Genomic DNA, 17,733 nt, shown 5'->3' on the forward strand with positions numbered 1-17,733 from the left:
GAGGGCAGCAGGTACGTCAGCCGCCTTTGGCAGCGCTGCCATTTTCATTAGAGCATTTTGGCAGCGTTGCCAACTGAAAATGGTAGCGCTGCCAAAAAAGTCTTGCTTCTTGTCGGGAGCGATGAAAAAGGTGATGGGGAAGTGGCCATCGGCGGACAGGCCGGGCAACCACGCCGCAAGCGGGTTAGACATAGTGATGGAATTCAAACATCAGCCGACGGTAACGCTTGCCGAAGTCGCGGAAGCCGCCGGTGTCGGCGAGAGCACGGTGTCGCGCGTGCTGCGCAACCACGGTTCGTTTTCCGGTAAGACGCGGGAGCGGGTGATGGCCGCCGTCGAGCGGCTGGGCTATGTGCCGAACCGGATCGCGGGAACGCTTGCCTCCACCGGTTCGCGTCTTGTCGCCTTCGTCATTCCCTCGCTGTCCAACATCGTCTTTCCCGATGTGCTGCGCGGTGCCAGTGCTGTTCTGGAGGAAAACCGGTATCAGGCGGTCTTCTCCGTGACCGATTATGATCCGGGCAAGGAGGAAGCGCTCGCCGCGGCGATGCTCGCCTGGCGGCCGGCGGCGGTCATGCTGGCGGGATGCGAGCATACCGAGGGTACGGTGAAGATGCTGCGCGCCAGCGGGTGTCGGGTCGTCGAACTGCTCGATCTCGACGGCGATGCTCTCGATATCGCGGTCGGCTTCTCGAACCGCGCGGCCGGACGCGAGAGCGCTGCCTTCCTGCTCAAGCGGGGCTATCGCCGGATCGGCTATGTCGGCCACGACCTGAATCGCGATACCCGCGCCGGCAAGCGGTTTTCCAGTTTTTGCGAAACGCTCGATGCGCATGACGCCCCGCTCGTTGCCCGCGAAATTCTCGCCGGCGCTTCGTCAGTGGAAAATGGCAGGTTGGGGCTGGAGCGGCTGCTTGCCCGGACGACCGATCTCGATGCGGTTTATTTTTCCAACGACGACATGGCGCTGGGCGGCTATTTTCACTGTCTGACCGAGGGGATCGCGATCCCCTCGAAGCTCGCCATTTTCGGCTATAACGGCCTCGATATCGGCCGGGCAACACCGCAACCCTTGTCGACCATCCGAACGCCGCGCGTCGCGACCGGGGAGATAGCCGCGCAGTTGGTCGTCACTAATGCGCCGCCACAGGCCGTCGATCTCGGCTTTGAATTGATCGAAGGGGCAACCGCCTAATATTGGAGGAACTGTCATGTCCGACGCGCGCCTGCGTGAGGAAATCTGCCGATACGGCCGCTCGCTGTTCGAACGCGGGCTGACGCCCGGTTCGTCGGGCAACATATCGTTACGGCTGGAGGATGGCGGCTGGCTGGTCACGCCGACCAACGCCTCACTCGGCTTTCTCGACCCGGCGCGGATCTCGAGGCTCGATGCCGAAGGCCGGCTCCTGTCCGGCGACAAGCCGACCAAGGAAATTCCGCTGCACACCGCCCTTTACGATACGCGCGGCAGCGCCCGCGCCATCGTCCATCTTCACTCGACCCACGCGGTGGCACTGACCATGCTGCCGGAGATCGATCCGCGCGCCGCCCTGCCGCCGATGACGCCATATTATCTGATGCGCGCCGGTGAAACCGCGCTGGTGCCTTATTATCGTCCCGGCGATCCGGCGGTGGCCGACGCGATCCGCGGGCTGGCGGGCAAGTATTCGTCGGTGCTGCTGGCCAATCACGGACCGGTTGTCGCCGGCGACAGCCTGGAGGCGGCGGTCTTTGCGACCGAGGAGTTGGAGGAAACGGCGAAGCTCTATCTGCTGTTGCGCAACCTCAACCCCCGTTTCCTCAGCCCGGCGCAGGTGGCCGATCTCGTCAACACCTTCGGCCTCGACCTCCCGTCGCATCACGATCACGATCACGACGGCGATTGAAGGCGTCACTCCGCCGGCCGTTGACCGCGGGCAAGCGCGCAACCTTCTGCCAAACCCTGCTTTCGATACGATAGATTCTGCTTCCGATGGCGGCAATTCAGGCGAGCTGGGGGTGAAGCGGTGCCTATGATTGTGACAGTTCCGATCGCTCAAGGATACGCAGATGACGACGTTCCGTCCGAAATACATCACCTTCGACTGCTACGGCACGCTGACCAATTTTCAGATGGCGGAAGCGGCACGCGACCTCTACGGCGAAGAGCTCGACGAGCCACGCATGGCGGAGTTCATCAAGAATTTCGCCGCCTATCGGCTCGACGAGATCCTGGGCGACTGGAAACCCTATGCCGAGGTGGTGCACAATTCGCTCGAGCGGACATGCAAGCGCAACGGCGTGACCTTTCGCGATGAAGCCGCCCGGATGGTCTATGAGCGGGTTCCGACCTGGGGGCCGCATTCGGATGTTCCAGCCGGTCTCGCCAAGGTCGCCAAGGAAATCCCTTTGGTCATCCTCTCCAACGCCATGAATTCGCAGATCATGTCGAACGTCGAAAAACTGGGCGCGCCCTTCCATGCGGTCTATACCGCCGAGCAGGCTCAGTCCTATAAGCCACGCTTCAAGGGCTTTGAATATATGCTCGATATGCTGGGCTGCGGGCCGGAAGACGTGCTGCATTGCTCGTCCTCCTTCCGCTACGACCTGATGTCGGCCCACGATCTCGGCATCAAGAACAAGGTTTGGGTCAATCGTGGCCACGAGCCGGCCAATCCCTACTACGGTTATGTCGAAATCCCTGACATCTCGGGCCTGCCTGGAGTCGTCGGGCTCTGACGGAGACACGCGGATGCAATTCGAATCCTACTGGCACGACACGGCCCAAGCCTTTGCCGGCGGCGCCCAAGGCCCCGTCGAAGGACATTACGACGTCGCCGTCATCGGCGCCGGCTTTACCGGGCTTGCCGCGGCGCGCCAGCTTGCGAAAACGGGCGTCAAGGTCGTCGTGCTGGAGGCCGAACGGGTCGGCTGGGGAGCATCGGGGCGCAATGGCGGCCATCTCAACAACGGGCTCGCCCACAGTTTCCTGTCCGCCAAATCAGCACTCGGCGTGGAGCGGGCCGTCGCCCTCTACAAGGCGTTCGACGATTCCATCGACACGATCGAGGCGATCATCGCCGAAGAGGGGATCGACTGCAATTTCCGCCGCGCCGGCAAGCTGAAGCTTGCCTCCAAGCCGCAGCATTTCGATGCCCTTGCCCGCAATTTCGAGGCTGTTCACAAAGAGGTCGATCCGGACACCGCGCTTCTGACGGCGAGTGAGCTGAAAAGCGAGGTCGGCTCGCCCTTCCATGGCGCCATGCTCTCGAAGAAGAGCGCGATGATGCATATGGGCCGTTATGTCGCCGGGCTCGCCACTGCGGCCACCCGTCATGGCGCCGTCATCTTTGAAAGCGCGGCGGTGACCGCGCACCGGCAGGGCAACGGTCGCCACAGCCTGACGACCGAACGGGGCACCGTCACCGCAGACCACGTGCTGGTCGCGACAGGCGCCTATACGCCCTCGCTTTTTAACTATTTCCGCCGCCGGATCGTTTCCGTCGGCAGCTTTCTCATCGCCACCCGTCCGCTGACCGACGGCGAAATCGCTGCTACGATGCCGGGCAACCGCACCTGCGTCACGTCGATGAACATAGGCAATTATTTCCGGCTGTCGCCGGACAGGCGACTGATCTTCGGCGGCCGCGCCCGGTTTTCCGCCACGTCCGATCAGCGCTCGGACGCGAGGAGCGGCGATATTCTGCGCGCCAGCCTGGCGGAAATCTTCCCGCAGCTTGCCGGCGTCGAGATCGACTATTGCTGGGGCGGGCTCGTCGACATGACGAAGGACCGCTATCCGCGCGCCGGCTATGTCGATGGTGTCTGGTATGCCATGGGCTATTCCGGCCACGGCGCCCAGCTCTCCACCCATCTCGGCATGATCATGGCCGACGCCATCCTCGGCAAGGTCGACCGTAATCCGATCAAGGGGCTCGAATGGCCGGCCGTTCCCGGCCATTTTGGAAAGCCGTGGTTCCTGCCGCTCGTCGGGCTCTATTACAAGACGCTCGATCGCTTCCAGTAACGGGCCGGAGGTAGGACTGGGATGAGCACCTGCGCGGCGCTCAACTATCTGGCCTCACTGACTGGATAGATCCTGAGAATCCCAAGGCGGTTATCAGTCGTGATCGCTGCAATACCCGCTTCATATGCCGCGCGGACGATTGCCTCATGCAATTGCTCGGGTTCGCTCTCTCCGGTAAGGACCTCCAAACAGATTCTCACCGCCGTGAGGAATTCCTCACCATCGTCAGTGGGCCATTCCTTCAGCAACAGTTGGGCAGCCTCGTGAGCGGTACGGATCACCTTGCGATCTTTCCCTTCGGCAAAAACAAGAATTATCGTTGGGAACTTTCTCACCATATCGAATCTCATTGCCCCTGAACTCCGCGGGACGGCCAGTGCCAATGCCGGGCCATGGTTCGGACCGAGATTGGCCGCACATGCTCGTCAACCATCTTCCGCGTCATCTCGACAATCACGTGCCTATCCTCCGGTTGGTGGGAAGGAGGAGTTCGCTAGATTGGCTTTTAGCTCGCGGGCTGCCGCCTCAAGGAGTCGCTTGAATTCTTCGGAGGTCACGCCATCCGCGCGCATGACGATAGCGATTAGTGGATCACGAAGAGCTTCGGTTATCGTCAGCTCATCGTTCTTTCCGGCAGTTGCGCCAACGGGGCAACAATATTCCGAGGAAAATAGCGCGATCATGGACATACCTTACATTCGGGGTGTTTTAAGAGAGCGCAGCTCGGCTTGATCGCCTTTGAGGTCCAATATCCATTGGCGTCCCCGGGCGACCGAGTGTCTCGAAAGGCAGTTTTGGGCGATCTGCGACACGGCAAGGCCGGCGACCAATGGGTTGTCGACGGTGGCCGGCGGGGTGCGAAAGCTGTCGTCGGTTGCGACTTGGGTGGCGCAATGGCAGACGGAACATGCGTCCTCATGCACCAAGACCAAAGGACCTGCCATGCAATAGTTTGCCGAGCGGCCGACATGCAGATGCGGCGGCAGGCCGGCTTTCAATGCTCGGCAGGCCGACAGGAGATCTTGGGCTGGACGAGAATCGTCGCCGGCGAGGATGAAGAACGGGTTATTAGCGTAGTCTGCGATTAACCGCAGCGCCGAGGCGCCTTCAGCAAATTCGGGCAGCACGAAGACATTGGCCGAGAAACCCGCGGCCAGATGGGTCGCCAGCCTGTCCGTTTTCAGCCAGCCGACATCAGCCTCGCTTGCCCATGGGAGACGGTTCAAATCGTTCTCATCGATACGATCCGCATCCACGAGAAGGAAATGGCGCGCGCCGAGGGCCGCAAGCTGGATGGCGATCTGTGAGCCCAAGCCGCCGCATCCGATGATGACGAAGTCGATATCGCCAAACCGTGCGATGTCGCGTTGCCGATGGAGAGGCGTCAGGATGGCGTCGTGGTGATCGATTGCGGCGGAGTCATATTCGTCCTCCGCCGGCATATCGGAAGCCTTCAACGAGACGACGAATGCAGACCGGGTAACATGGGGGCTCTGTTCCTCGACAGAATCGGCACTATTGCCGGTGAACAGAGCCCCCCGGCCGCCCCGCCCAAGGCTGTGGGTGACGAGGTTTGGGAAGTCGACGGACGCCGTGGCGGTCGCTGACAATCGTTTGGACCGATCATTGACCATCACATCGCCTCCATCTCGCTGGGCGCAACTGCGCGGATCGTCGCGGCGTAGTGACCGTAATCCTCGCCCATCGCATGGTCGGGGGTCTTCACAATCACGTGGAATTTGCCGTCGTACCAGAGGCTGACATTGTCGCCGCTGTCATCGATCTCTCGCCGGCCCATCCGAGGATCGATCGGCTCCTTGCCGCGCAGCAGCATCTGTCCGATATCCCAGGCTTGGCGATCGAGAACTCGCTGGCGCTCGGCAAGATGCGCCTGCCGGTGCGCAATGGGTTCTTCGGCAAGCAACTGGCTGACGAGGAACAAGATCCGACTGCTCCAGGAAGGAATGGCGGCGATGTCTGGGAGGTCGAGGAGGACATCGCCGCCGAGACGTTCGATTCCTTTCCGAGCGATGTCGACAAGCGGGACTTGCCGCGCGGCATAGGCGATTATGAATGCCGCTTTCCGGGCGCGGCGCTCAGGATCCGCCTCGGTGGATAGGCATGCCATGCGCAAGGCGCACTCCCAGGGAATGGTGTAGGCCGTATGCAGGATGCTCTCGAGCGTCTGTAAGTCCTTCTTGTATGGGGAAACATATTGGAACTCGCCGGGCAGGGATGCCGCCGCCGAGGTCGTATAGAACCCGAGCAGGATATTCCCCACCTCATGAAGCAGTTGGGCCGCTGTCGCGGCATGATCGCCGGCGCGCAATCTCTCTCTGGAAAGGACGATGAGCGCGCTGCCCGGCAATTCGTTCGAACTCGAAAAGGAGCACTGCGGTTCGCGCCGCACGCCAACGTAAAGCGTGTGCAGGCCGGCGATCAGACGCTGATGGCCGTACTCGTCCAAGTCCGCGATCAATGCGAAGGCCTTCTCCAGATGGTCGGCGATTCGATCCAATTCCGCATCGTCGGTGATCGGATAGCCGGGCCGGGGATAGTCCGGCATGCATTGGCGGAGGAGGGCTTGCATGATACGGCTTCGCGCCGGACTTTCGATGTGCACAAGGCCGATGCCGCAAGAGAGCCGGCACGCTGTCTGACGTTCGAGTTCAAGATCCGATGCGATCAGATCCGGCTGCAGATAGCGGCCGACGACCTGCACATCGGGACGGGCTGCCTGCCATTCCAGACTGCGCGCGAGCGCACCCATCCAGGCTGCAAGTACGGATGAACGGTAAGGGTCGGCACCGACCGGTCCGGCAACCGCTGGCGGAAGCTCCGGCAGGCGAGTGTATCCGCCATGTGCAAGGTCGGGGAAATAACCTGCCAGTGCCTCTACCCCAGCCGAACAACCGGCGAGCTTCGAAGCCGCCGCAAGCGTGCGGCCATATTGGAAGCGTCGCTTCAAGAGGTTGCGTGTTGCCACGCGCTGCAGGGAGACGGAACTTGCCATCAGAGGATTGCGCTTGAGCAGGAGGCGCGCCTCATCTGCCAACTGTTGTATGCGGGACGCGGACATCGGCAGCCTCCGTGAGTTTGTCTTCGGGCGGATCAAGGTTGCATGTCGGGCGAAGATGCCCCGGTTCGGGCCGGCTTCGTCGAGCATCGGAACGGTATGTGCCGTCCGTTGAAAGGCACTATTGCCCAAGGGCGTCATTCGCCCGCCAGTACCGCGTTAAAAATCCGTAAAAAGGGCGTAAACAAAGAAAAAGCCCCCTCGATAGAGGAGGCTTGGAATCTTTCGAAAAGCATCCCCGGGCTTCAGATGGCCAGAGCTGCCTGTACCGCCGCCCGCGCATTTGGCAGGCCCGATCCAAAGAAATAGGCCATCTCGACAGCGTCCTCGTTTTCGGCGTTCATGCAATCCGCCGTCAATTTCCTCGTTCCGGGCGCGACAATGGCGTCCAGGCGGGATGTGGTCTTCAGAATCGATTTCACTTGAGGACCCGAGAGGCGGTCACCCAGATTGTGGCGGCTTTTGTAGGCCCGCTGTATCAGGGCACATAGCCCGCCCACCTGCGCCGCCGCGCCTGATGTGCCTCCGAAGGTGGTGTAGTATCCGCCCCCGATGCCGGGATTGGTTCCGAACGGCACGACGGCCGACCACGGATCGGAGCCATGATCATAGCCGAAAATCCCCGATAGGTCCGTCGTCAGCAGCGAGAAGTGCGAATAGCAGTATTCCCGCGTTCGAAAAACGCTGTGGTCGTGCTGTGCGGCAAATGGAGAAAGCCGGTCGAGGCGCAACTGATGCCTGTTGAAGACTTCCCCGTCGTCGGAGGGGGAGACAACCGTCAATCCTTCGCCGTAATTGCTGTAGCCCGAACGGAAACCTTCGACGGTAACGGCTCCAACTGCAATGACGCCGTTGTTGTCGGCGGCAAGACTTGCCGGATAGATCAGCTGGCTCTCGCCACTGTTTCCTGCGGCGCAGACGATCGGGATGTGCCGGCTGATGGCGAGGATGAGTTGTTTGAGGACATGCCATGGGCGATCCGGATTGGAGCCTTTCTGCGCAGCCTTCGGCTCCAGTTCAGGCCCACCCTGATCAGCAAGGGCAATGCGCGTGAACAGGTTGGCGGCATCCTGGTTTTTCCACAATTCCAGGTCGGCCTTCAGCTCGTTCTTCGGATCAACGATGCTGTGTTTCGGGTCAGGCAGACCGCGCGGCAAGACGATCACGTCTGCTTTCTGAAGATAGGCATAAAGGAAGGCCGCAATGAACTGCCTGACATCGTCTTCGAAGGATGTTCTGATCGAGATAAGCCTTGAGAAAGGGTCAACGCCGAAATAGGGGATGACATTGCGATTGCCGCTCGTCCGCAGCTCGTCGCCATTCCCGTAGAAGGCTCCTTCCGGCGGAAGGCTTGAGGTGCCCTCTTCCGCAACAACGGCGGGTTCGCCGACGATCAGCCCTGCGCAGCAGGTACCATGCGACGCAAACAGCGATTCCGGATTGTAGAGCCGCCGGAGGACACCCTCCGACGCGGCGTATTCGGCAACCAGATCACCAAGATAGTCCCGATCGTCGTTCGAAAGGCCCATATTGCCGAGCGGAGCAATGTCGAGCCCGGCAAAGAAGGCATGTCTTTCCTCGCGGTCAAAGGACGTGGTCGTATCGAGAATTTCGAGCACGCGGGCGCCGTAACGATGGGTCGTCAAATCGATTGACGCCTCCCGGTCAAGCCGGGTTGCCAGATTGGGATGATCCGGAGATACGCCGACATCGATCAGCGCGACCCGTGCCGGCCGCAACGGGCCGGCGGAAACGATGGCATCCCAGACCGTGCCGGTGATGAGGGGATCGGGGAGCGCGCGTGCGGCGCTCGCATCGGGCGCTGGAGGCATCGGCGGAGCCGATCCGTACTCCGCGTCGACTACGCCAAGAGCAGTCAGGTGCCAGAGATAGTAGTAGTTGATCGGCGCGGGCTCAGGCATTTTTGTTTGATCCGTCATGGTTGTAACCCTATTGAGCAGCGGTTGGAGAATTCAGACCCATTCGTCGTGTACGGCCTGGAACAGAGGACCAAACGCGTCGTGGAGGTAGGGAGCGAAGCGTCGGGCGAGATCTCGCCCTGCCTGCGTGTCGCTCGGATAGTGCAGGCCGGCCCATTCGCGATTTTCGGCGACGTTCTGGGCGATGCGGGCAAGCTCGTCGGTGGCCGGATGTTCCGGCAGGATCGTCGAGAACGCAAAGGCGATCGAAAAGCACTGGAACGAATGGTTGCTGGGATAGGACTCGTGGACCGGCACGGCCAGCAACGGCCGCAGCATGGGCTCGAACTGGTTTGGCCGCAGCCGGTTGAACTGGCTCTTGTAGATCAGTCCGACATATTCGCAGGCCGTCAGGATCGCCTGGAAAAGCCCTTCCGTCTGCTCGAAACCGCCGAGATCCTCGATATGCAATGCCCGGGTAAATTCCCCGACCGAGATCGTCGACTCGATTTGGATGTCGGGCAGGCGCCGCACGCGTTCGCGGTCGCGGCGTTGCATAGAGAGCAGCACCGTCGTTTCGAGGCGGGTATAATCCGGGCCGGGCGGCGGAAGTATATCCAGCATTTCCCAGGTGAAGCGCCGAGCCGCGGTATAGGCGTTGCGTGACGGCTGCTGGTGCAGCCGGCGCAGCTCGAAGGAGGGGATAAGCTGCGACACGCCGAGGCTGGCGCCGTCCATCGTCGACTTGTTCTTGTTTTTGTTCTTGTTCTTATTTTTGTTCTTGTTTTTGTTCAACGACGCCTTGTTGAGCACCGACTTGTTCGCCACGCTCGTGAGGACCGAGGCTACGGCCATCGTCGCCATCATCGGCCCGGCCAAAGGCGATGCGTCTTCACCCGTGCCGGGGAAAAGCGCAAGTTCGGAGGCTGCATCAGGTTCAGCCGGCGACGCACCGGCGAGAGGATCAGCACCGGCATCGTCCCTCGGTTCGCATGGAAGGACCGTATCCGGCTCAATCCTGAATTTATAACTGTTTAGAAATAAAACTAATTTTGATTGCGATTCGTGGGCAGTGTCCGCTTCCATTGCAGCCTCCTTGCGCGATGATGTGAAGAATTGTCCGGGGTTCAGCGCAGCTTGGCGCCGGCCTTGAGCAGGCCGTCGATCAAGATCTGGCCGCCGCCTGTGTCGAGCAGCGGATAGCCGCTGCCGCGGAAGTCGTTAATGGAGAAGCCGCCCTCGACTGCCTCAAGACGCTGCAGGTAATGCCGCGCGCCGCCGAGATCGTTGGAATGGGCATGACTGGAGGCAAGATAGCGTAGCAGGCTGTTGAAGTTCGGCCGTGCCCGCAAGGCTTCTTCGCCTGCAGTTATGGCTGCGGCATGGTCGCCTGCAAGCGCTGCCGCAATGCATTTGGTCGTATCGAAGTAATATTTATGCGGGCTGTAGACGCCGAGCTCTTGTACCCAACGCGCCATCGCCACCGCCTTGTCGGGCTGGCCTGCATAGCAGTGCAGCATCGCGTAGAGGTCCCAACCGAGCGGCAGGGCCGGATTCAGGCGGATCGATTTTTCGAACAGGTTGGCCGCATAGTCGTATTCGCCGAACAGGAACGAATGAACGTGGCCGACGAGCGCGAGCGACACGGAATTCTGCGGATCGAGTTCCAGCGCCTTGCGTGCATAGGCCTGGGCTTCCTCGATCAGATGCGCGTCCAGCGCGTTGAAGCGCTGGCCGACCTGGAAAGTCCGAATGAATGACAGCCAGGCAAAAGTCGATGATCGCGGCTGATACTGGATCTGTTCTTCCAGCCGCCGTTCCGCGTTATCGAGGTCGTCGCGCGACAGCCGAAAGATCGCACTGACGGCGTCGATCAGGAGACCGTCTTGCGACAATCGGCTGTCGGTTGCCTGGATCTCCTGGAAATAGGCCAGCTGGTCGACGGCCTGGCTGATCAGCGCAGCGGCGATGCCGAACTCGCCCCGCTCGAACTGCGTGCGGTTGATTGCCTGACTGCCCAGCCAATGAATGCGGTTGTTGATCAGGTGCTTCATCACCAGCTCGATCAGCACCATGTCACCATCAAACGTCAGGCGAAGCTGTAGGCATATGGGAAGGCTGATCTGCTGTTCGTTCTCTTCAATATGCGGCAAGGTGAAGGAGAGGTCGGTGACGCCAAAGCCCAGCCCATCGATGATGGCTTTTGCAACGAGGTTCTGGAACCGTGTCGCAGCAATTTGTCCGCCCTCTCCGGCACCCACCACGATGGGGGACAGAAGAGCCATCATCCATTGCCAACCACCGCCAACCCGCCGCCCATCTGGGCCGCTGCTGGCGATGTCCACGGGTTTGCCTGTTCTCGACGTATCCGGGGCGCCTGTTAACGGCAGCAGGGCGGAATGTTTGGCGATATCGCGGCTCGGTTGCTGTCGCGGCTCGAAGAGGTCGTGGACTTGTCCTTCATCGAGGCGGCGATACCAGTTTTGCCGTTCCAGCGCCAACCAGTCCTCGAATTCGGGATCGCGGATGTCGATGCCTTCGAGCAATTCGTCGGTGACTTGATCCGGAGACCGCTCCGTCCGAATCACCAGGTCGGTATCGAGCAGGAGTCGGTCCGTATCCAGCCAAACGGTATTCTTATCCGCAATCAAGAGATTACGTGCCGGCCCCAGACTCTTATGAATGTCCAAAAGCGCCTGGCGTAGACTGGCTGCCGCCTGGTCGTCGGAGCGATCGCTCCATAACTTGTCCCTAAGCCAGATTCTCGAGCGCGAGCCCCGGGTGGACAATGCAAGCATCGCCAGAAGAGCCTGTGCCTTTTTGGATTTCGGAGCAACAGACCGCCCCCCGGCGTCCACAAGGGCAAAAGGCCCTAGCAGGAACATCCGAAACGGATAGTGCTCCTTGTTCATGCGATCCACCGGCCCCGCCCCCGCTGCCTCCGATACGCTCGTTTGGCGGCCGGAAGACCTAGCATCCAGGGGCCAGTCTGCCACAACTTCGGCTCCTGGCAAGCAACCGGGAAGGGAAACCGGGATTGCGAGATGTAAATCTATGCTATGACGATGATCGAACTGAAGCATAACCGGTTGAAATCCCTCTGCGTAACTTCGCAAACCGGCCGTAGCATCCTGCCGTCAAAGCAGCGTCAAAGAAATGTTGTTTGGGCACCGTAATTCTGCAGGCATCCGCCAAAGGCTGCGGAGTACTTAAAACGACGTGTCGGAGTTGCTCCAGCAGGAGCATCGACAGTCGCTCCGATCATCCAGCGCCGGGATGATGTCCCGGCGCTCTTTTGTTTTCCTGTAGTTAGGCGAGCCCGCCGATGTGGAAGCTCTTCATCTCGAGATATTCCTCGATGCCGCACTGCGCGCCCTCCCGGCCAAGACCGGATTGTTTGACGCCGCCGAAGGGAGCGACCTCGGTCGAGATCGCCCCTGTGTTCAGGCCGACCATCCCGAATTCGAGCGCTTCGGCGACACGCCAGGAGCGTTTCAGGCTCCCGGTGTAGAAATAGGCCGCAAGCCCGAAGGGCGTGGCGTTGGCGATGCGGATCGCCTCTTCCTCGTTGTCGAAACGGAAAAGCGGGGCAACGGGTCCGAACGTCTCTTCGCTGGCGAGCTGCATCTCGGTCGTCGCACCGCCAAGCACCATTGGCACCGCATATTGATTGCCTTCAGGCACGGAATCTGCGGTGGCGAGGATCCTCGCTCCCTTTTCCACCGCATCGTCGACATGACGCTTGATCTTCTCGATCGCCGCCTTGTTGATCATCGGCCCGATATCGGTGCCGGCATCCGTGCCGGCCCCGACCTTCATGGCCGATACGCGCGCGGAAAGTTTAGCGGCGAAGGCCTCGTAGACGCCGGACTGGACGAGAAGCCGGTTGGCGCAGACGCAGGTCTGCCCGCCATTGCGGAATTTCGAGGCGATCGCGCCTTCCACGGCCAGATCGAGATCGGCATCGTCAAAGACGATGAAGGGCGCGTTGCCGCCGAGTTCGAGGCTGAGCCGCTTGACGCTGTCGGCCGCGCCGCGCATGAGCAGCGAGCCGACGCGGGTCGAACCGGTGAAAGAGATCTTGCGGACGGTCTGGTTCGCCATAAGTTCGTCGCCGATGCCGGTCGGCATGCCGGTGACGATATTGATCACCCCCTTGGGGATGCCGGCGCGCTCCGCCAATACGCCGAGCGCCAGCGCCGAAAAGGGGGTCAGGTCCGATGGCTTGACGACGACGGTGCAGCCTGCGGCGAGCGCCGGCCCGACCTTGCGGGTGATCATCGCATTCGGAAAATTCCACGGCGTGATGATCGCCGATACGCCGACGGGCTCCTTCAGAACGACGATCCGCCGATCCGCCGTCGGCGAGGGAATGGTCGTTCCGCCGATGCGGCGCGCCTCCTCGGAAAACCATTTGATGAACGAGGCGCCGTAGCGGATTTCGCCGCGCGCTTCCGTCAGCGGCTTGCCCTGCTCACGAGTGAGGATCAGCGCCAGATCCTCGATATTGTCGAGCATCAGATCATGCCAGGCTTCCAGCAACGCGCCGCGTTCGGCATTGGTCTTTGCGCGCCATGGACCAAAGGCCTTTTCCGCCGCCACGATTGCCGCCCTCGTATCGGCTCCGTCCATGTCGGGTACCGTGCCCAGCACATGCTGGGTCGCCGGATCGATCACCTCGATCGTGTGCCCGGCCGCGGCCCCCCGCCATTCTCCGTCGATCAGCCCCTGCTGGCGAAGCAGGCTGTTGTCCCTTAATCCGTTCATTCTGTTCTCCATTGATCAGCCAAGTGCCGAAAGCACCGATGCCGTGATGGCGTCGGTCTTGTCCTTGCCGGGAATTGCGCCGATGCCGCGCGCCGTCGTCGCTTCGATTGATGCCATCACCCTTGCGGCGGCAGCCTTTTCTCCGAGATGCTCCAGCATCATTGCGCCCGACCAGATGGCGGCGATCGGATTGGCGATGCCGAGATCGGCGATATCGGGCGCCGAGCCGTGGACCGGTTCGAACATCGATGGCGCCGAGCGATCGGGATTGATATTGGCGGAGGCGGCAAAGCCGAGCCCGCCCTGGATGGCGGCGCCGAGGTCGGTCAGGATATCGCCGAACAGGTTGGAGGCGACCACGACGTCGAGACTATCCGGCGCCAAGACCATGCGGGCAGCCATGGCGTCGATATGGTAGCTGGTCACCTCGACATCCGGATATTCCGCTGAAAGCCTCTGGGTGATCTCGTCCCAGAAGACCATCGAATATTTCTGGGCGTTGGACTTCGTCACCGAGGCAAGCTTGCCGCGTCGTGTCAGCGCCTGCTCGAAGCCGAAGCGCAGAATGCGCTCAACCCCCTTGCGGGTGAAGATCGAGGTCTCCACAGCCACCTCATTATCGGTGCCCTGGTGGACGCGGCCACCGGCGCCGGAATATTCGCCCTCGGTATTTTCACGGATGCAGAGGATGTCGAAGCCATCGGATCGCAACGGCCCCTGCACACCCGGCAGCAGCCGGTGCGGGCGAATATTGGCATATTGCACGAAAGCCTTGCGGATCGGCAGCAGAAGCCCGTGCAGCGACACGGAATCCGGCACTTTGCGAGGCCAGCCGACGGCGCCGAGCAGGATGGCGTCGAAGGATCTGAGCGTTTCGATGCCATCGGCGGGCATCATGCTGCCATTCTCCAGATAGTAGTCGCAGGACCAGGGATAGCTGGTTGTATCAAGAGAAAATCCGTTCAGGCGAGCTGCCTTTTCAAGCACGGCCCAGGCCGCTGCCGTCACGTCGCGGCCGATGCCGTCTCCGGGCAGAAGGGCGATTTTGTAGGTTTTCATCGCAGATCCTCACAGGCTGATGAGCACACTCTTGCTCTTGCGGTTGGCGAGATAGGCGTCGCGGCCGAGATCCTTGCCGATGCCGGACTGCTTGTAGCCGCCGGTCGGCAGGATATGGTCGCGCGAGCGGCCGTAGCGGTTGACCCAGACGGTGCCGGCCTGCAGGCGGCGAGTCACGCGGATGGCGCGTGAGAGGTCGCGGGTGAAGAGGCCGGCGGCAAGCCCATAGGCCGGATGGTCGGCGAGGCTCAGCGCCTCCTCCTCGTCCTCGAAGGTCTGAATGGTCAGCACCGGTCCGAAGATCTCCTCGAGAACCGCCGGCGATGTTGCCGTCACGCCCGAAATCAGGGTCGGTGCGTAGAAATAACCTTCGCGGTCGAGCCGGCGGCCGCCGGTAAGGCATTCGGCGCCACCGTCGATCGCGGCACGGATGATGTCGTCCATGCGGGCGATCTGGCGTTCGGAGATGACCGGCGAATAATCGGTCGCCTCGTCCCAGGTGGGGCCGGGGCGGATGGCCGCCAGCCTCTCGATAAGTGCGGCTGCGAGCGCGTCCGCCACCTTCGCCTCGACGATGAGGCGGGATCCGCAAACACAGGCCTGACCGGCGTTGGAGAGGATGCTGCCGGCGATTGCGCCCGCCGCAAGCTCGAGATCGGCATCGGCGAAGACCAGTTGCGGGCTCTTGCCGCCGAGTTCCAGCGTCATCGGCTTGACGCCGGTGCGGGCGATGTTGGTCATGATCGCCGAGCCGGCCGCGGTCGAGCCGGTGAAACTGACCTTGGAGATGCCGGGATGTCCGGTGATCGCGTTTCCCGTGGTCGGGCCGTCGCCGAGCACGATGTTGACGAGACCGGCCGGCAGGCCGGCTCGCACCGAAAGTTCGGCGAGATAGAGCGTCGAAAACGGTGTCATTTCCGATGGCTTCAGCACCACCGCATTGCCCGCCGCCAGCGCCGGGCCGAGCTTCCAGCCGGCCATGGATAAGGGAAAATTCCAGGGTGTGATGGCGCCGACGACGCCATAAGGTTCCGTCATGATCATGCCGAAGTTCGCATCGTCTGTCGGGACGAGGTCGCCGCCTTCCTTGTCAGCGAATTCGGCAAAGAAGCGGATTTGCTCAGCGGTGACGGCGATATCGCCGGCGACGAGATGACCGACGGGCCGTGTCGAGGAAAGCGCTTCGAGCCTGGCGAGGGTCTCCCCCTCGGCTTCGATCAAGTCCGCCCATCGGTGCAGCGCCACGGTGCGCTCGCGTGGTCGTACGCCACCCCAATTGCTCGTCTTCAACGCGGTCCTGGCGGTTTCGACGGCGTGATCGACAAGCGTCTCGTCGGCCAGCGGGCAGCCGGCATAGGCCTTGCCGTCGGATGGACGGTGCATGTCGATGACGGCTTCGGCCGGAACCAGCCGGCCGCCGATGAAATGTCCGACGGGCAGGGAAATCGTGTTCGGATCGAAGCTGAGTGTCATCGCATGTCCTCGGGATGGGCTGAGACAAGCCTAACTGGGGAAGGCGAGCAGCATGCGTCGACCGGCGATGCCGCAGCGGCGAAAAATTGCGTTTTCGCCGCCGCCACAGTCAAATCTACGGCGTCGGCATCACGACACGGTGACGTAGATCTTGCGCACCGTCTCGATCGTCTTCCAGACACCAACGAAGCCCGGCTTCATGACGAAGCTGTCGCCGGCCTTGTAGACCACCGGTTCGCCGCCTTCCGGCGTGAGTTCGACCAGGCCGGAAAGGATATGGCAGAATTCGAACGTCTCGCCCTTGATCGAGCGCGTCTCGCCGGGTGTTGCTTCCCAGACGCCGCTATGAACCGTCTCGCCGCGCGCGACGTCCTGCGCCCAGGTCTTGAAGGCAGGACTGCCCGAGATCAGCCGTTCGGGGAGGGGCCCGGATTCGCGCGGCGCGAAGGATGGGTTGGTGTCGATCGTCTTGAGGAGGGACATGATTTTACTTTCCTAGGTTGAGAACTCAGTAGCCACGGTTGCGATCGACCAAGCCGATCGGATCGAGGCCCGCCTGGTGCCGTTTGATGTTGCCGATGACGGCCGCCGCGGCGGTTTCAGGCTGGGTGACGCTCGCAATGTGCGGCGTCAGCAGGATCTTCGGATGGTTCCAGAAGGCGTGGTCCTGAGGCAGCGGCTCCGGATCGGTAACGTCGACGACGGCGCCGGAGAGATGCCCGGCGTCGAGCGCGTCAATGAGCGCCTGATGGTCGAGCTGAGCGCCGCGGCCGACATGGATGAGTGCTGCGCCGGCCGGCAGTCCGGCGAAAAGCTCGGCATTCAGGAAGCCGCGCGTTTCGTCCGTCAGCGGCAGCAGGCAGACGAGAATGTCGGTGGTTGCAAGCAGAATATCGAGGCCGTCCCGGCCGCTCAGGCATCGGACGCCGTCGATCTCGCGCGGGCTGCGGCTCCATCCCGAAAGCGGAAAGCCGAAGGGCTGCAAACGTTCGAGCACGGCGCTCCCAAGCATGCCGAGGCCGAGCACGCCGATGCGGCGTTCCGAGGCCTGCCTAGACGCGATCGTCCGCCAGGTCCGGCGCCGCTGCTGGTCGAGATAGGTCGGCATGTCGCGATGCAGCGCAAGCACCGCCAGCGTCACATATTCCTGCATCATCCTGACGATGCCGTCCTCGACCATGCGCACCACCTTCACCGACGCCGGCACCGCATCGATATGGAACTGGTCGATGCCGGCGCCGATCGAAAACAGGATTTCGAGATTGCGATAGCGCGCGAGATCCTCCGGTACGGTCCAGGTGATCAGGTAGCGCACGGCGTCCGGTTCGACCGACTGGGGATCCATGGAAAAAGCAATGTCGGGCAGTTCGCGCGCGAAGGCTTCGGCGAATATGGCGCCACGTTTCGCATCCGAATTGAAGAGAAAGGTCATG

16 protein-coding genes are annotated in these 17,733 nt (G+C 61.7%); 4 read left to right on the forward strand and 12 right to left on the reverse strand.

Annotated features, from left to right (window positions below):
* Positions 1-196 precede the first annotated feature (196 nt).
* From OLZ32_RS15795 to OLZ32_RS15810, 4 genes are all read left to right on the forward strand, one after another.
* Positions 197-1,195, forward strand: a complete 999-nt coding sequence (locus OLZ32_RS15795; RefSeq protein ID WP_264397184.1) for a LacI family DNA-binding transcriptional regulator — start codon at positions 197-199, stop codon at positions 1,193-1,195.
* Between the two features lie 16 nt (positions 1,196-1,211).
* The gene (gene otnC, locus OLZ32_RS15800) at positions 1,212-1,886 is read left to right on the forward strand and encodes a 3-oxo-tetronate 4-phosphate decarboxylase (RefSeq protein WP_017956779.1); all 675 of its coding nucleotides are present in this window, start codon (positions 1,212-1,214) and stop codon (positions 1,884-1,886) included.
* A 163-nt stretch (positions 1,887-2,049) separates the two neighbouring features.
* Positions 2,050-2,718: a haloacid dehalogenase type II gene (locus tag OLZ32_RS15805; RefSeq protein ID WP_264397185.1), complete on the forward strand. Its 669-nt coding sequence runs from the start codon at positions 2,050-2,052 to the stop codon at positions 2,716-2,718.
* A gap of 13 nt (positions 2,719-2,731) precedes the next feature.
* The gene (locus tag OLZ32_RS15810; protein WP_264397186.1) at positions 2,732-4,006 is read left to right on the forward strand and encodes an NAD(P)/FAD-dependent oxidoreductase; all 1,275 of its coding nucleotides are present in this window, start codon (positions 2,732-2,734) and stop codon (positions 4,004-4,006) included.
* 44 nt (positions 4,007-4,050) lie between these two features.
* Here OLZ32_RS15810 and OLZ32_RS15815 read toward each other — a convergent pair whose 3' ends face one another.
* From OLZ32_RS15815 to OLZ32_RS15865, 12 genes are all read right to left on the reverse strand, one after another.
* Positions 4,051-4,356, reverse strand: a complete 306-nt coding sequence (locus OLZ32_RS15815) for a DUF982 domain-containing protein (protein ID WP_003549782.1) — start codon at positions 4,354-4,356, stop codon at positions 4,051-4,053.
* A gap of 111 nt (positions 4,357-4,467) precedes the next feature.
* Positions 4,468-4,689 carry a hypothetical protein gene (locus OLZ32_RS39230; RefSeq protein ID WP_003549783.1) on the reverse strand — a complete coding sequence of 74 codons (222 nt, stop codon included), beginning with the start codon at positions 4,687-4,689 and terminating at the stop codon, positions 4,468-4,470.
* A 9-nt stretch (positions 4,690-4,698) separates the two neighbouring features.
* Positions 4,699-5,643: a ThiF family adenylyltransferase gene (locus OLZ32_RS15820; RefSeq protein ID WP_319641114.1), complete on the reverse strand. Its 945-nt coding sequence runs from the start codon at positions 5,641-5,643 to the stop codon at positions 4,699-4,701.
* Positions 5,640-7,223 carry an aKG-HExxH-type peptide beta-hydroxylase gene (locus OLZ32_RS15825; RefSeq protein ID WP_319641112.1) on the reverse strand — a complete coding sequence of 528 codons (1,584 nt, stop codon included), beginning with the start codon at positions 7,221-7,223 and terminating at the stop codon, positions 5,640-5,642. The genes OLZ32_RS15820 and OLZ32_RS15825 overlap by 4 nt, the downstream gene beginning before the upstream one ends.
* A 104-nt stretch (positions 7,224-7,327) precedes the next feature.
* Entirely contained in the window at positions 7,328-9,022 is a 1,695-nt protein-coding gene (locus tag OLZ32_RS15830) for a S8 family serine peptidase (RefSeq protein ID WP_264397189.1), read from the reverse strand.
* Positions 9,023-9,055: 33 nt separating this feature from the next.
* Complete coding sequence (locus OLZ32_RS15835; protein ID WP_264397190.1) at positions 9,056-10,087, reverse strand: phosphatase PAP2 family protein; 1,032 nt, start codon at positions 10,085-10,087, stop codon at positions 9,056-9,058.
* 41 nt (positions 10,088-10,128) lie between these two features.
* On the reverse strand, positions 10,129-12,084 hold the full coding sequence (locus OLZ32_RS15840) for an SARP family transcriptional regulator (protein WP_264397191.1): 1,956 nt from the start codon (positions 12,082-12,084) through the stop codon (positions 10,129-10,131).
* 226 nt (positions 12,085-12,310) lie between these two features.
* Positions 12,311-13,768 (reverse strand): NAD-dependent succinate-semialdehyde dehydrogenase, encoded by a 1,458-nt coding sequence (locus OLZ32_RS15845; protein ID WP_264397192.1) that lies wholly within the window; start codon positions 13,766-13,768, stop codon positions 12,311-12,313.
* Between the two features lie 15 nt (positions 13,769-13,783).
* A complete protein-coding gene (locus OLZ32_RS15850; protein WP_264421775.1) occupies positions 13,784-14,827 on the reverse strand; it encodes a tartrate dehydrogenase in 1,044 nt (347 codons plus the stop codon).
* A 9-nt stretch (positions 14,828-14,836) separates the two neighbouring features.
* A complete protein-coding gene (locus OLZ32_RS15855) occupies positions 14,837-16,300 on the reverse strand; it encodes an aldehyde dehydrogenase family protein (protein WP_264421777.1) in 1,464 nt (487 codons plus the stop codon).
* A gap of 129 nt (positions 16,301-16,429) precedes the next feature.
* Positions 16,430-16,783: a cupin domain-containing protein gene (locus OLZ32_RS15860; RefSeq protein ID WP_164026082.1), complete on the reverse strand. Its 354-nt coding sequence runs from the start codon at positions 16,781-16,783 to the stop codon at positions 16,430-16,432.
* A gap of 25 nt (positions 16,784-16,808) precedes the next feature.
* Positions 16,809-17,732, reverse strand: coding sequence for a 2-hydroxyacid dehydrogenase (locus tag OLZ32_RS15865; RefSeq protein WP_264421780.1), 924 nt, complete (start codon positions 17,730-17,732; stop codon positions 16,809-16,811).
* Between the last annotated feature and the right edge of the window lies 1 nt (position 17,733).

It is taken from the genome of Rhizobium acaciae, from assembly GCF_025941625.1.
GTDB classification, from domain to species: Bacteria; Pseudomonadota; Alphaproteobacteria; order Rhizobiales; family Rhizobiaceae; genus Rhizobium; species Rhizobium acaciae.